The sequence below is a fragment of the Actinoalloteichus hoggarensis genome (genome assembly GCF_002234535.1).
In the GTDB taxonomy this organism is placed as follows: Bacteria; Actinomycetota; Actinomycetes; order Mycobacteriales; family Pseudonocardiaceae; genus Actinoalloteichus_A; species Actinoalloteichus_A hoggarensis.
Genome location: NZ_CP022521.1, coordinates 6,400,173 through 6,415,376 on the forward strand (window position 1 = coordinate 6,400,173; position 15,204 = coordinate 6,415,376).

At 71.3% G+C, this 15,204-nt stretch carries 11 protein-coding genes; 5 read left to right on the top strand and 6 right to left on the bottom strand.

Annotated elements, in window-relative coordinates; all coding sequences use genetic code 11:
- Positions 1–6 precede the first annotated feature (6 nt).
- The 5 genes from AHOG_RS27305 (at position 7) to AHOG_RS27330 (ending at position 5,739) form a co-directional block, all read left to right on the top strand.
- Positions 7–684, top strand: coding sequence for a hypothetical protein (locus AHOG_RS27305; RefSeq protein WP_093943867.1), 678 nt, complete (start codon positions 7–9; stop codon positions 682–684).
- A 224-nt stretch (positions 685–908) separates the two neighbouring features.
- Positions 909–2,774, top strand: a complete 1,866-nt coding sequence (gene dnaK / locus AHOG_RS27310; RefSeq protein ID WP_093943868.1) for a molecular chaperone DnaK — start codon at positions 909–911, stop codon at positions 2,772–2,774.
- Positions 2,771–3,664 carry a nucleotide exchange factor GrpE gene (locus AHOG_RS27315; protein ID WP_245856475.1) on the top strand — a complete coding sequence of 298 codons (894 nt, stop codon included), beginning with the start codon at positions 2,771–2,773 and terminating at the stop codon, positions 3,662–3,664. The genes dnaK and AHOG_RS27315 overlap by 4 nt, the downstream gene beginning before the upstream one ends.
- A 22-nt stretch (positions 3,665–3,686) precedes the next feature.
- Positions 3,687–4,874 carry a molecular chaperone DnaJ gene (dnaJ, locus tag AHOG_RS27320; protein WP_093943869.1) on the top strand — a complete coding sequence of 396 codons (1,188 nt, stop codon included), beginning with the start codon at positions 3,687–3,689 and terminating at the stop codon, positions 4,872–4,874.
- Positions 4,875–5,310: 436 nt separating this feature from the next.
- The gene (locus tag AHOG_RS27330; RefSeq protein WP_093943871.1) at positions 5,311–5,739 is read left to right on the top strand and encodes a heat shock protein transcriptional repressor HspR; all 429 of its coding nucleotides are present in this window, start codon (positions 5,311–5,313) and stop codon (positions 5,737–5,739) included.
- A gap of 334 nt (positions 5,740–6,073) precedes the next feature.
- Here the strand turns inward: AHOG_RS27330 and AHOG_RS27335 are convergent, their stop codons facing one another.
- The 6 genes from AHOG_RS27335 to AHOG_RS27365 form a co-directional block, all read right to left on the bottom strand.
- Positions 6,074–8,854, bottom strand: coding sequence for a VanW family protein (locus tag AHOG_RS27335; protein WP_245856476.1), 2,781 nt, complete (start codon positions 8,852–8,854; stop codon positions 6,074–6,076).
- Positions 8,855–9,425: 571 nt separating this feature from the next.
- Complete coding sequence (locus AHOG_RS27345; protein ID WP_093943873.1) at positions 9,426–9,719, bottom strand: GroES family chaperonin; 294 nt, start codon at positions 9,717–9,719, stop codon at positions 9,426–9,428.
- A 230-nt stretch (positions 9,720–9,949) separates the two neighbouring features.
- Positions 9,950–11,806 carry an NHL domain-containing thioredoxin family protein gene (locus AHOG_RS27350; RefSeq protein WP_093944869.1) on the bottom strand — a complete coding sequence of 619 codons (1,857 nt, stop codon included), beginning with the start codon at positions 11,804–11,806 and terminating at the stop codon, positions 9,950–9,952.
- Positions 11,807–11,920: 114 nt separating this feature from the next.
- Positions 11,921–13,414, bottom strand: a complete 1,494-nt coding sequence (locus AHOG_RS27355) for a glycoside hydrolase family 76 protein (protein ID WP_093943874.1) — start codon at positions 13,412–13,414, stop codon at positions 11,921–11,923.
- A gap of 135 nt (positions 13,415–13,549) precedes the next feature.
- Positions 13,550–14,149 (bottom strand): TrmH family RNA methyltransferase, encoded by a 600-nt coding sequence (locus tag AHOG_RS27360; protein WP_245856477.1) that lies wholly within the window; start codon positions 14,147–14,149, stop codon positions 13,550–13,552.
- 86 nt (positions 14,150–14,235) lie between these two features.
- Positions 14,236–15,072 carry a LemA family protein gene (locus AHOG_RS27365; protein ID WP_093943875.1) on the bottom strand — a complete coding sequence of 279 codons (837 nt, stop codon included), beginning with the start codon at positions 15,070–15,072 and terminating at the stop codon, positions 14,236–14,238.
- Positions 15,073–15,204 lie beyond the last annotated feature (132 nt).

The window sequence follows — 15,204 nt, forward strand, 5'->3', positions numbered from 1 at the left end:
GAGCGAATGGTGGCTGTGGTCGCACTGGCCTGCGGAAACAACGAGTTCCCCGGCCTCACTGAGCGTAGCGAGATATCACTGCATCGAGTGAGCGCTACGCCTGGGAAGTCCGAGATCGACCCGTTGCTGACGGGACTCCCCGAAGCCAGGCTGCTCGTGCACGGGACCGACGCCGATCTCGCCGCCGTGGTGCTGCGACTCCTGCGCCGCGAGCTGCTGGGCTCGGTGGCCGTCGGCTACGTGCCCGCCGAGGCCTCCTCGGTGGTCGCCGATCTCTGGGGACTGCCCGCGCGCGACCCGGGCCGCGCCCTGGATCTCGCCCTCTCCGGCGACCCGGATCGGGTGCCCCTGATCCGCGACGACGTCGGCGGCGTGCTGCTCGGCCGGGGCGTCCTCGGGCCGTTGCGCGGGGTCGCGTACTGCGACGACGAGCTGGTGCTGCGCGGTCAGGCAGGCAGGCTGGAGGTCACGCCGGACCCCGGCGCGGGTGAGGGCCTGCTGGTGCGGACCGTGCGACGCAGCCTCTTCGGCGGGCGCGGCGCGTCGGCGGCGGGTCGGGCGGTGCAGATCGGCTGTCTGCCGACGCGCGTGGTCCGCGACGGCGTGACCCATGCCCGTCCGGTCAACAAGTGGATCTGGTACCGACACACCGAGGACCTTCGACTGGTCCGCGGGCTGGTCTGAGGCGCGACCGAGGCGGGCGGGCCGCGCCGCGGGGACGGTGATCCGCGTCTCCTCGCGTTCGGCGGCGGACGGACACGGGAACCTCCCACCGCTATCCTGCGTTCACAGGCAGGAAGATTGAGCGCGACTCGCTCAAGTCGCTTGCGTGGGCCGAAAGGTCTGTCAGACTTGAGCGTGAGCCGCTCAGGCTCGGACAGATCACGTCTTTAGCTGGAGGTTCCTCGATGTCGCGTGCGGTCGGTATCGACCTCGGTACGACCAACTCGGTTGTCGCCGTGTTGGAGGGCGGTGAACCGACGGTCATCGCGAACTCCGAGGGTTCGCGGACGACGCCGTCGGTCGTCGCGTTCGCGAAGAACGGCGAGGTGCTGGTCGGTCAGTCGGCCAAGAACCAGGCCGTCACCAACGTCGACCGGACGATCCGATCGGTCAAGCGGTACATGGGTACCGACTGGACCGTGGAGATCGACGGCAAGAAGTACACCTCGCAGGAGATCAGCGCCAGGACCCTCCAGAAGCTGAAGCGAGACGCCGAGGCATACCTCGGCGAGGAGATCACCGACGCCGTGATCACCGTGCCCGCCTACTTCGAGGACGCCCAGCGGCAGGCCACCAAGGAGGCCGGGACGATCGCGGGCCTCAACGTGCTCCGCATCGTCAACGAGCCGACCGCGGCCGCGCTGGCCTACGGCCTGGACAAGGGCGAGAAGGAACAGACCATCCTGGTCTTCGACCTCGGTGGCGGCACGTTCGACGTGTCCCTGCTGGAGATCGGCGACGGCGTCGTCGAGGTCCGCGCCACCTCGGGTGACAACCTCCTCGGTGGTGACGACTGGGACCAGCGGGTCGTCGACTGGCTCGTCGAGAAGTTCAAGTCCTCGCAGGGCATCGACCTGACCAAGGACAAGATGGCCATGCAGCGGCTGCGCGAGGCCGCCGAGAAGGCCAAGATCGAGCTGTCCTCCTCGTCGACGGCCACGATCAACCTGCCCTACATCACGGTCGACTCCGAGAAGAACCCGCTGTTCCTGGACGAGACGCTCTCCCGCGCCGAATTCCAGCGCATCACCTCGGACCTGCTCGACCGCTGCCGCGCGCCGTTCTCGAACGTCATCAAGGACGCGGGCATCTCGGTCTCGGCCATCGACCACGTCGTCCTCGTCGGCGGCTCCACTCGGATGCCCGCCGTCGGCGAGCTGATCACCGAGCTCACCGGCGGACGCGAGCCCAACAAGGGCGTGAACCCGGACGAGGTCGTCGCGGTCGGCGCCTCGCTCCAGGCGGGCGTCCTCAAGGGCGAGGTCAAGGACGTCCTGCTGCTCGACGTCACCCCGCTGTCCCTGGGCATCGAGACCAAGGGCGGCGTCATGACCAAGCTCATCGAGCGCAACACGACGATCCCCACGAAGCGCTCGGAGATCTTCACCACCGCGGACGACAACCAGCCGTCGGTGCAGATCCAGGTCTTCCAGGGCGAGCGGGAGATCGCCGCCTACAACAAGAAGCTCGGCATGTTCGAGCTGATCGGCCTGCCGCCGTCGCCGCGCGGCCTGCCGCAGATCGAGGTCACCTTCGACATCGACGCCAACGGCATCGTGCACGTGTCCGCGAAGGACCTGGGCACCGGCAACGAGCAGTCGATGACCATCACCGGCGGCTCGGCTCTGCCCAAGGACGAGATCGACCGGATGATGCAGGAGGCCGAGGCGCACGCCGAGGACGACAAGCAGCGTCGCGAGGAGGCCGAGGTCCGCAACCAGGCGGAGACCCTCGTCTACCAGACCGAGAAGTTCATCAAGGACAACGACGAGAAGCTGCCCGCCGACGCCAAGGAGAAGGTCACCTCGGCCGTCACCGAGGCCAAGGAGGCGCTCAAGGGCACCGACGTCGCCGCGATCCGCACGGCGGTGGAGAAGCTGGCCACCGAGTCCCAGACTCTCGGACAGGCGCTCTACGCCGAATCCGGAGCCGCCGCGGGCGCTCCCGGCGCCGAGGGCGCCGAGGCACCCGGCGGGGCAGGCGCCGGGGCGCAGAAGGACGACGTCGTGGACGCCGAGATCGTCGACGAGGACGACAAGGACAAGAAGTGAGTTCCGCGGACCGAGCGGAGACCGGCGAGAACGACGGCGGGACGGAGCAGCCGCGGTTCGCGTTTCACGACCGCCGTCGCATCGACCCCCAGACCGGAGAGGTGCGTGTGTCCGAGCCCGCCGAGGCGACGTCCGACAAGCAGGCAGCGCCGTCCGAGGAATCCGCCGACGCGACGACGGCGGCTCCGGGCGCCGGGGCGGACGCGGTGACCGAGTCCGCCGACGCGGCGGCCGATCAGCCGGTCTTCCCCACCGAGGACGACGTCGCCGATCTCACGGCAGCGGCTGAGGCTGCGGAGGCGGCGGCCGAGACGGCCTCCGCGCCGTCGGGTGCCGCCGACCCGGTGCAGGCCGAGTGGGAGGACCTCACCCGTCAGCTCGCCGATCGCACCGCCGACCTCAAGCGGTTGAACGCCGAGTACGCGAACTACCGCAAGCGGGTCGACCGCGATCGGGAGGCCGTAGCGGTCTCGGGGCGGGCGCAGCTCGCGGCCGAGTTCCTGGTGGTGCTGGACGACCTCGAGCGGGCCGAGGCCCACGGCGATCTGACCGGGGCCTTCCGCGCGGTGGCGGACAAGCTGATCGGGACGCTCACCAAGTCGGGGTTGGAACCCTTCGGCGAGGTGAACGAGCCGTTCGACCCGACGACACACGAGGCGGTGCAGCACGACACGTCCCCCGACGTGTCCGGGCCGACCGTGACCACGGTCCTACGACGCGGTTACCGGTTCGGCGACCGCGTCCTGCGACCCGCTCTGGTGGCGGTCACCGACTACGAGGCCGCGGCGCCCGGCGCAGCCGAGCCTGCGGCGGCCGAGACGTCGTCGGCGGATCAGCGAGCCGATTCGTCGTCCGACCCTGTCGGCGAGTCGGCTGACAAGGAAGACTGATCGGAGAAGGGGGGACGTCCGAATGAGCGCGAGAGACTGGATCGAGAAGGACTTCTACGCGGAGTTGGGCGTCCCTCCCGACGCGTCCTCTGACGAGGTGAAGCGGTCGTACCGCAAGCTGGCCAGGGAGCTGCACCCGGACGCGAATCCCGGTGACACCAAGGCCGAGGCCCGGTTCAAGGCCGTGTCCGAGGCCTACGGGGTCCTCTCCGACTCGGAGAAGCGCAAACAGTACGACGAGGCGCGCAGGCTCTTCGGTGGTTCCGGCGGCGGCGGTTTCCGCCCCAACAACTTCGAGGGCTTCGGCAACAGCACCTTCGACTTCAGCGACATGTTCGCCAACCGGGGCGGCGGCGCGGCAGGCGGAGCGGGCGGCATCGGCGACATCCTGGGCGGCCTCTTCGGCAAACAGCGTGGCGCCCAGCAGGGCGGCGCCCGACCGCAGCGCGGCGCGGACGTGGAGACCGAGATCCGTCTCGACTTCGTCGAGGCGATCCGGGGCGCCACCGTTCCGCTGCGACTGTCCAGCCCGGCGGCCTGCACCACCTGTCACGGCTCGGGTGCGCGGCCGGGGACCTCGCCGAGGACCTGTCCGACGTGTTCGGGAGCGGGACTGGTCACCCGCAGTCAGGGCGCCTTCGCGTTCAGCGAGCCGTGCCGTGACTGCCGGGGCACCGGCAAGCTGATCGACGACCCCTGTCCCGAGTGCGGCGGCGAGGGCGTCAGCACCCAGACCAGGACGCTGACGGTGCGCATTCCCAGCGGCGTCACCGACGGACAACGCATTCGACTCTCCGGGCAGGGCGAGCCCGGCAGGCGAGGCGCCGCCGCAGGCGATCTCTACGTGCGAGTACACGTCACCCCGCATCCGGTGTTCGGCCGAGAGGGTGACGATCTGACGCTGGCGCTGCCGGTGACCTTTCCCGAACTGACGCTGGGCGCCACACTGAGCGTGCCGACCCTCGACGGGCGGGTGTCGGTGAAGGTGGCGCCGGGCACGACGAGCGGCCGGGTGCTGCGGGTGCGCGGGCGCGGCATCGGCAGGCGCGACGGCTCGACGGGCGACCTCCTCGTGACCCTCCAGGTCACGGTCCCGTCCCGGCTGGAGGGCAAGGCGGAGGAGGCCCTGCGGGCCTACGCCGACGCCACCGAGGATCATGATCCTCGCGCGGAACTGACCAGACTGTTGAACGACGGACACCGAGAGTGAGCACCGACGTGTTCCCCACCGCGGAGGCCGCGGCGACGGCGATCCGGCTCGGACCGCCGTCCGGCGTGGTGAGCGCCCGTACCGGGTATCTCATGGTGGGGAACCAGCCGCCTGCGCGCCGCGGGCACGTGCCCGGTGCTCACTCCGGGCATGCCCCGGAGGCCCGTCGGACCGGTGTGCCGCGTCTCCCTCGCGGCGGTGCGGCGACGGCAGACGGCGGGGCGCGGCGACGGACGCGCGGGAACGGTCCGCTCCGGAGCACCGTCGGCGGCGGACGCGCGCCGCGGACCAGCCACGTCGCGGCCTGCCCGCGGCGTCTTCCCCGCAGCCGTCGGATCGCGGTCGCCGAGGCCTCCGGTCCCGGCCGCGGTGGTGTGACCGCCGAGACCTGACCAGCCGAGTCGTGACAGCGGAGACCTGAAGCGGAGGAGACGACATGACCGGAATCCCGTTTCCGCCCGGAGTCGACGAGGACACTCCGGTGTTCGTCATCTCGGTGGCCGCCCAGCTCTCCGGACTGCACGCTCAGACACTGCGTACCTACGACCGGCTCGGGCTGGTGTCGCCGGGGCGCACGGCAGGCGGCGGGCGGCGTTACTCGGCGCGTGACATCGGCCTGCTGCGCGAAGTGCAGCGGCTCTCCCAGGACGAGGGCGTCAACCTCGCGGGCGTCAAGCGCATCATCGAACTGGAGAACGAGGTCGAGGACCTGCGGGCGCAGGTGCACGAGCTGGCACACGAGGTCGCGGCCGCGCGGGTCGCCGCCGAGCAGGCCGCCGCCGCCGTGCACACCTCATACCGTCGAGACCTGGTGCCGGTGCGTCACGAGACCGCGCTGGTGGTCTGGCGTCCGCAGTCGCGTTGACCCGCGCGGCGTGGTCGGCGGCGCGGATGTCCGGCGTCGCGGTGGGCGGTCCACCCCGCCGGAGCCCGTGTGCCGGGATGTGCCTGTTCAGCGGCGCCCCGACTTCTCGACCGATGTAGGCGCAGGCGGTCGCTGGGCACGGGATCGATCGAGCGGCACTCGCCTGCGGACCACGGCCGCCGCACCCGACTCGGACACCGCCGGCGGGACCCGGTCGTCCGGCTGAGCAGGCCCGACACGGGAGCACGCACCACGCCGGCGGTCCTACGACGAGGACGGCCGGGCGAGAGGATTCGCCTCGCCCGGCCTGCTGCTCATCGGTTCGACCCGAGGATCACTCGTCGCCGTCGTCGCCGCTCCCGCCGCAGACGATGCGGGGCTGCGGGTTGTAGACGACCGAGCGGGGGCCGTCGCGCCGGACCTCGTTGCCCGACAGATCGCGGATGATCCGCGTGTCGGTGACGGTGAAGCCCGCGCCCCCGTTGCTCGGGCTGCACGGCTCGCCCTCGGGGATCTCCTTGGTCTGCGGCTCGGTGTGGTTGGTGCGCGGACCCGTGACGGACTCGACCTCGTAGCGCTTGGTGCCCCAGATCGTCACGGTGACCTCACTGGGCGTCCAGTGCGTCTGGATCGCCACGCCGGTGTCGCTGTCGTTGACGAAGCCGACGTCGATGACGCTGCTGCCGTCCGGGTTCTGGAAGACGGTCGCCTCGCGCCCCTCGGGATAGCGGCTGATGTAGTAGCTGTGCTCCTGGTGGCCGTTGTCCTGGAGGCCCGCGAAGTAGTAGGCGTTGTAGAGCGTGGTGGCGAACTGAGAGATGCCGCCGCCGACCGCTCGGCCGGGTGCGCCGTCCTGGATGATGCCCGCGTCCACGTATCCCTCGGCCGTCCCACGCGGACCGGTGTGGGTGTTCAGGGTGAAGGTCTCACCGGGCAGGACGATCGCGCCGTTGACCTCCTGGGCGGCCTGCCGGATGTTGATGCCGGAGTCGGGAGCGAAGCCTCCGGTGGTGAAGGTGCTGATCACCTCCTTGATGCCCAGGCCTTCCACCTGCTCGGTGGTGATCTCGGCCGGCTGCTCCTCGTACTCCGCCGCGAGGGTGCGCTCGGCGGGGTCGGTGGAGCTCAGCACGTCCGGCAGGGTCTCCAGCGTGTTCTCCCAGTTGATGCCCCGGCCGTCCACGGAGGGCTCGATCGTCGGCGATCCGCCACCGAAGGAGATTTCGGCGTCCTTGCCCTCCTCCTCCGTGTCAGCGAGCTGCGGCGCGAGTGACTCCGTCACCTTGCCCATGTCCAGCTCCGGACGCAGACCGCCTTCGTCGTCCGAGGAGAAGGACAGCGCCGAGGCGATGGCGCCGGGCTCCAGCATCGCGTTCTTGCCGTCGCCGGTGATGGTGACGGGAGAGCTCACGGCGGGTTCCGCGTAGTCGGTGAGCGCCTGCTGAATGCCTTCGCTGGTGGTGCTGACCTCCACGACGTTCACCGGGAGGTCGAGCCGTCTGCCGTCCGCCCAGCCCGAGTACAGGACGTCGACGGATCGGCCGACGTCGAGGTTCTGGCCGTTGACCGGCTCGACGGCGACAGGCGTGGCGCCCTCGAACTCGATGGTGCCCTCGGCGGGCTCGCGATCGACCTCGGGGGCGAGCGCCTCCACGGTGCTGGTCAGCGCCGCGCGATCGGTGGCCGTCACGACGTCGACGTCCCGGCTGGTGAAGAAGGAGGACAGCCGGATGAAGGGGTTCAACGGCTGGTCCTGAATCTGGGTGAGGGTCCGGTCCCAGTCCAGGGTGAGGCCCGCCGTCTCCGGGTCGATCTCGGTCTCGACGTCGCCCGCCCGCACGGCGACCGGGGCGTCGAGCCGCGGGCCGATCTCGGTGCGCAGCCGTTCCTCGGCCTCGCCCCGATCCATGCCGCCGATGGCGACGCCTGCGACGGTGACCCCCCTGGGGATCTGATCGGAGGTGAGCATGAGGTCGGCGCCGTAGAGTAGTCCGAGCACGCCGACGGCGGCGGCGGCGATCAGGCCGCCACGCTTGACCTTGCTGAGTCTGCGGGCGTACTCGGCATCGCTCATCGGATAATTAGAGTCCGGTTCGCCGTCGGCTTCCCGACGTGCGACTTCCTGCCGAGCGTGCTCTGCCGCCGCGGCCTCCTCGCTGCCGTCGAACAGCGCGGTCAATCCGCCCTGCGGCTCCGCCTGCTGCGATCCGGCGTCGATCCTGGGGATCACCACCGTCTGCGGCTCGTCCGAACCCGGGTTGCCCGCCGGGGGCACAGACAAGGAGCCGATCAGCGCGCCCTGGAAGGCCGGGTCGCCGTCGGGGTCCCGGCCTGCCGCCGCGAAGTTCTCGGTGGGCCGGGCGGCGTTCAGATCTGTGGTGACCTGCTGTGGGTTCTGCGGCAGGGCCGTGGTCGACATGGCCTCGGTCTGCTGGGCGTATCCGGCGTTGCCGAGCGAGCCTGCGGCGACGTGGGTGGTCTCCGCGTCGTCGCCGAGCCTGCCCGAGAGGGAGGACTGCCCGGCCGATGGCGTCGGACCTGCGCCGGTGCCCTCGAAGCGGGTGGTCTCGGCGTCTCGAACGGGCGAGAACGTGGTCGTGCGCTCAGGTTCGGCCTCGGCAGGCGGGTTCGGGCCCGCCGAGTGCGGCGTGAGCGAGCCGGACAGCGAACCGCTCAACGCGGCGCCCTGCTGTCCGGGACCGTCGCCCTGTGGTGAAGCGCCCGGCCCGTGGTCCCGGCTGTCGCCGCCGAGCGACCCGGAGAGGGAGCCGGACAGTGCCGCGGTGGTCTGATCGGAGGAGCGATCGGGTCTGTGCTGGTTCGAGGCCCCGGGGTGCTGCCGGCCATGTTGCGGGTTCGACCGGTTCTGAGCGGGCTGTGTCTGCTGCTGCGCGTCGGGGGACGGCGGCTGCCCGGCCCGGCCCTGCTGCGGCGAGCCATGCTGGTGGGTGGGCTGCGGACGGACCGGCTGGAACAGCGAGGTGCTCTCGGCCTGCTGCGGCGAGGGCTGTGCGTTCTGTCGGGGCCCGGCGGGCGGCTGCTGCACCGGCTGGAACAGCGAAGTGCTCTCCGGAGTCTGCTGCGGCGTGTTCTGCTCCCGACTTGCCTGCGGCATCACGTCGGGTTGGACAGGGCGGAACAACGACGTGCGTTCCGGAGCACGGTCCGTTTCGGGGGACGGTCGTGGTGCGGGTCCGGTGGCGGACCCGTGCTGACCAGTCTGTGGCTGATTCGGCTGCTCCTGGCCGAGCCTGGCCTGGTTCGACGGTCCCTGATCCGGTGCGGGTGCGCTCGCGGGTGCGGCCGGCCCGACCGATTCCGCATCCGGCCGCACCGGCCGGAACGGAGCGGTGTCTGCGTCTGCCGGCGGACCCGGCTGCTGCGTGGCATGCCCCTGCGTGGCCTCGCGGGCGGCGTCGCCGTCGTTCCGCTCGGATCGTGGGCTTGCTGGTACGTCTGACACGTCGTTAGACGCCGCAGCCCGCGGGGAGGTTGCGGCGGCGGCGTCCGACGAGTTCGTCTCCCTCGGGGTGAGGAAGGTGGTGTGCTCAGGCTCCCCGTGCCGAGTGTTCCGAGGTTCAGACGGACCAGTGCGCTCCGACACCGCTCCCCCAATCTTTCGCGCTCGATCGTGTGGGGCTTGCAGAGAGAGTGCCTACCTGCCCACCGTCACATCGGGGTCACGATCACAGATAGAGTCCGGTCCCGTGCTCGGCCTGCTCATGGGCGACCGCATGCAGATCACGTTCTCGCATCACCAGATGAGCCTGGCCCTGGATCTCGACCTCGAACTGTTCGTCGGGGCTGAACAACACGCGGTCGCCTGCCTTGACCGAACGCACGTTGTTCCCGACTCCGACGACCTCGCCCCAGACCAGGCGTTTCGCGACCTGGGCGGTGGCCGGAATCACGATCCCGCCACTGCTTCGGCGTTCCCCGTCCTCCGACGTGACACGGACCAGCACCCGGTCGTGCAGCATCTGGATTTCGAGCTTCGCTACTGACACTCGCTGGAGTCTACTTGTCCCTCACTTGTCGACTTCACCGTCACGGGCGGCTGAACACCGTGGAGTTCGACTACCCGGCCGGGTACGGAGGCAACGCTACACCGAGTGACCCAGCACACCGGACACGAGGGGTAGCCGTTCGAACGCCGAGCGCACACGCCCGAGCGACGCCACGGCTGTCTCGGCCGCTCGGCCTCGGCCCGTCAGCCCGCGTGGTCCAGCCCGCCCATCATCAGCGGGAGCCGCGCCGCCCCGGTGGGCGTGACGCGGATCGGGATGCCCCAGTCCTGGCGGGCGAGCCGGCAGGCCGGGTGTTCCACGGCGGGGTCGTCGTCGCAGGCCGCCGCCTGGGCCACGACGTGCAGTACGCCGCCCTCGATGTCGTCGGCGATGACGAGCTGCCTGGTCAGCGACGTGTCGACCCCCGCGCCGGACACGAGCAGTTCCGGCGGCGACGAGGTGATCTCGACCCTGGTCGACGGCCCGTAGCGTTCGTCGAGCTTCTGCCCGGGCGGCGGGGTGAAGATCACGGCCAGCTCCACCGCTCCGGAGGCCAGCTCGCTCGGAGGGCGACGCACCTGATGGGCGGCTCCGGCGACCAGGGTGGCCGCGATGCCGGGCGGGACGGGCCGATCGACGCGATGCGCCGCCGAGCTGACCACCACCAGCTCGCCGTCGAGCAGCACCGCACCGGAGGGCTCGGCGAGCCCGTCGACCAGCGTCGACACCGAGTCGTCCACGGGGTCGTACCGGCGCACCGCGCCGTTGTAGGTGTCGGCCACCGCGAGACTGCCGTCCGCCAGCGCGGTCACGCCCAGCGGATGCTGGAGCAGCGCCTGTGCCGCGGGTCCATCGCGATGACCGAAGTCGAAGAGCCCGGTGCCCACCGCGGTCCGGACGACGAACCCGCCGTCCTCGACGCCGACCCAGCGCAGGGCCGAGGTCTCCGAGTCGACGAACCACAGCCGGTCGTCGGTGGCCGCCAGTCCGGAGGGCTGGGCGAGGAAGGCGTCCGCCGCCGGACCGTCCGACAGGCCCTCGACCGTCGTGCCCGCGAAGCGGGCGACCGTGCCGCGTCGGGGATCGAACGCACCGAGCGTGTGATTGCCCGCCATCGCGATGATCACGGCGTCCGCCGGCCCCCACCAGGCGACGTCCGTCGGGCTGGTCAGCGGGATCTCGGTGCCGGGGCCCGCGTCGACGCCGGAGCGCCACTGCTCCCCGGTGCCCGCCACGGTCCGCACCCGCCCGGTGGCCAGGTCCACCCCGCGCAGGGTGTGGTTGACCGTGTCGGCGACCACGAGGTGGTAGCCGACCTCGGCGGCGACGTCCTCGGGAAGCAACGCCAGCCCGGAGGGCTCGGAGAACTCGGCCTCGACCGGGTCGCCGTCGCGGTCGCCGCGCGTCCCCCGGCCGATCTCGCGGAGCACCGTCTCCCCGTCGGCGTCCAGTTCGACCACGCGGTGGTGGCGGGTGTCGGCGACCAGAAGCGTCCCGGCCGCCGTCGCGATCGCCTTGCTCGGGAACCGCAGGGTGGTCTCGGCGGGCTCGGGCGCGACGTACGGCCCCTCTCCCCGGTGCAGCGTGCCCTTCGACTCGTGCTCGGCGATCAGCTCGAGGATGACCGCGCGCAACGCCTCGATGTGGCCCTCGCCCGCCGCGACATGCACGACGTATCCCTCGGGGTCGATGACGACCAGCGTCGGCCAGGCCCGGACGGCGTGCGCCTGCCAGGTGATCAGCTCCGGGTCGTCCAGCACCGGGTGCGTGACCTCGTAGCGCTCCACGGCCGCCGCCAGCGCGGCGGGGTCGGCCTCGTGGACGAACTTCGGCGAGTGCACGCCGATGGTGACCAGCACGTCGGAGAACTCCTCCTCCAACGGCCGCAGCTCGTCGAGCACGTGCAGGCAGTTGATGCAGCAGAAGGTCCAGAAGTCCAGGATGGTGATGCGACCACGGAAGTCCTTGATCGAGTAGGACTCGCCTCCGGTGTTCAGCCAGCCTCGGCCCACCAGCTCGGGAGCCCGGACTCGGGAACGGCGCAGATTCGAAACGGCCATAATGCGCTGAACATACCTGTTGACCAGCTTGTTCCCGGCCGCGTCCACCATGTGGACATGTCGTAGAAGGCCTTCGTCCGTGAGTCGACGCCGTCCCCGGCTCCCCCGTCGACGTCAGGTCGGGTCGACAGTCCTCGCCGCGCTGACGTCGTGCCGCGACACCACCGAGGCCGCCTCCAGCAGCATCCAGGCGCTCAGCTGCACGGAGAGATCTCGTTCCGGTCGTCGAACGCCGTCTCGACCGCGCGCGGCGCCGATGGTGCCCGCGGCGGCGGAGACCGTCGAGACGCTCGGCCCCGTCGGGACCACTGCTTTGGTCGACCAGTCCGGGCCGAACAACGGGCCGCCGTCGGCGGCCGCCCGGTTACACCAGGCCGCCTCCGCCGAGGCCAGCACGAGCCGCCGGGCGACGCGCGCCGAGTCGGCGTGGTGGGCGGGCAGCGTGGTGACGGCGACCGCCAGATATCGGGCGAGGATGCCGCCGAACAGGCCGCCGTCTCCGCCGCCGTGGCCGGGCAGCACACCGTCGGCATCGGCCAGGTGGGCGGCGACGCCCTCGATGGTGCGCGCCGCCCGGCGCCACCAGTGCTCGGCGCCGATGTCCCGCCCGAGTTCGAGGAAGGCGCCCAGCAGCACGCCCTGGCAGTACGTGTAGATCCGTTTCACGATCAGTCGGACACCGGGGGCGACGGGCGCACGCGGCGGCTCCGGGGTCACCGAGGCGCCCGGTGCGTCGGTGACGCGCAGCCCGTCCCAGACCAGCCCGGTGTCCGGGTCGACGAGCAGTCGGTCCATCCATTCGGCGGTGTCCGCCGCCCTGGCGAGGTCGGATGCGGGGCCGCCCGCCCGGGCGTTCCTGGCGAGCAGGATCGCGGCGGGCCCGTTGGAGGGGACGTTCTTGAAGTCGTCGCCGTGCCGCTCCGGACGACGCCACCAGATGCCGCCGCCCGCGTGCTCGGTCCAGGCGCCGCGGAGTTCGTCGAGCAGCAGCCGCATCGCCCTCGGCCGGGCGATGCCCACCGCCGCCTCCGCACGTTGCAGAGCCAGTCCGAGCCATGCCATGTCGTCGAAGTAGTGGTTCGTCCAGCCCGCGTTGCGCAGCGGGACGGCCCGGATGACGTCCTGAATCACCGCTCGGCGGCGTGGCGAGGGGCTGCGCCGCCATGCGTCGATCGCGCAGTCCAGCAGGTGCGCCTGCCACCAGTAGCCCCACGAGCCGACGCCGAGCCGCTCGATCGTGCTCGGCGGCCAGTGCATCCGGCCGAGGCGTGCTCCGGGCAGCCCCCAGACCGGTCGCAGATGCCGGACGCGGATCGCATGCTCCGCCGCGCCCGCCCGATCGGCCCAGACGGCCGCGGTCCGCTCGGCGGCATCACCACTGTGGACGTCGCGACCTGCGGCTTCACCGTCCGAGACGTCTCGGCCGGTGGCATCTCGATGTGCGGCGTCTCGACGTGCGGCGTCGCGGCCCGTGTCGCCCTGGTCGGCATCCCCACGGCGCCGCGGGCAGCCGCCCGAGTCCGTGCGACCGGAGTCGGTTCTGTCCGCGCCGGAGAGGCCGGGGTCGGGCCGGTCCGGCAGTCTGTCGCTCTCGGGGTGGGGTGTCATCCCGCCATGGTGCTGGCTTGTCGCCGAAGTCCGCAGCCCCGGCGGGGGGCGTAGCGTTCGCGCCGCCCGCGCGCTCCTGCCCGATGATCCGCCTGCCCCGGCGGAGAGCAGCCGGCCGCGGCAGCCCGGCGGAGGTCACCAGGCGTTCGAGAGATCCGCGTGGCGGCTGATCCAGTCGTGCATGACGATGCCCGCCGCGACGCCCGCGTTGATCGAGCGGGTCGAGCCGAACTGGGCGATGGAGACCAGCAGGTCGGCGCCCTCACGTGCTTCGGCGGAGACGCCGGCGCCCTCATGGCCGAACACGAGCACGCAGCGTCGGGGCAGCGCCGTCTCCTCCAGCCGGACCGAGCCCGCCGTGTTGTCCACCGCGACGACGCTCAGTCCCTGGTCGGCGGCGAATGCCAGCAGCGCGGCGACGTCCGGCTGATGCAGGACGTGCTGGTAGCGGTCGGTCACCATCGCGCCGCGCCGGTTCCACCGCCTGCGACCCACGATGTGCACGGCCTTGGCGGCGAAGGCGTTGGCGGTGCGCACCACCGTGCCGATGTTGTGATCGTGCTGGAAGTTCTCGACGGCCACGTGGAACTCGTGCCGACGGGTGTCCAGGTCGGCCACCACGGCTTCACGCCGCCAGTACCGATAGGCGTCCATCACGTTGCGCCGGTCGCCCTCGGCGAGCAGCTCCGGGTCATAGCGTTCGTCCGCCGGGATCGGGCCCTCCCACGGCCCCACCCCGACCGGCTCGCCGAAGACCCACTCCGTCGGGCCCGGCTCCTCGGCTCGCCGTGCGTCCTCGACGGGCGGCGGCTGGTCGGTGCTCAGGGCCGGCTCGGCGGCTGCGGGTGGTGACCGGGCTGCGGCTGCTGTTGCCGCGGCGGGCCGGGCTGCCCGAAGCCCTGGGGGCCTGCGACCTGCTGCCCGAAGCCCTGGGGGCCGGGGTTCGCCTGCGGCAGCCCGGCCGCGGGCGGCGGGGTGGTCTGCGGTGCCTGCCCGTGATGCGGCGGCAGCCCGGCCTGGGGCTGCCACTGCTGCTGCGGCGCCTGCTGCTGCGGCCCAGGCCGGTGGAGCGAGTCGAACGCACCGGTCAACGACGGCGAGGCCCGCACGTAGGGATCGTCGACCTCGAAGTACTCCGCCTGGCCGATCTTCGCGATACTCGCGACGATGCTGGAGGGGATCGACTGCACACGGGTGTTCAACGCGCGCACATTGCCGTTGTAGAAGCGACGGCCTGCGGCGATCCGGTCCTCGGTATCGGCGAGCTGCTTCTGCAGGTGCAGGAAGTTCTGATTCGACTGGAGCTGTGGATAGCTCTCGGCCAGCCCGAGGAAGCCGTGCAGGGCGCCGGTGAGCTGCTGCTCCGCGCGACTCTGGTCGTGCACGCTCGCGTGGGCCTGCCTGGCCTGCATCGCGTGCGACCGCGCCGCGATCACCTGTTGCAGGGTGCTCTGCTCGAACTGAGCGGAGGCCCGCACCGTCTCCACCAGGTTCGGGATGAGGTCGTAGCGCCGCTGCAACTCGACGTCGACCTGTCGCCAGGACTCCTCGACGGTATTGCGCTGCGCGACGAACCGGTTGTAACTGACGATGTAGCCGACTCCCAGGAGGACGACCACGGCCAGCACGAGCAGCAGGATCAACAGCACGGGGTCCACTCCTGGAGGCTACCGGCTGTGCTCGCCGGGGTCACCGCCTCACAGGAACCCGCCGTCGATCAGGACGGGGAGCGGCTGACGGCGCCGACGAGTCCTTCGTCGGGCTCGGTGGGCGTCCGACCACGGGAATGA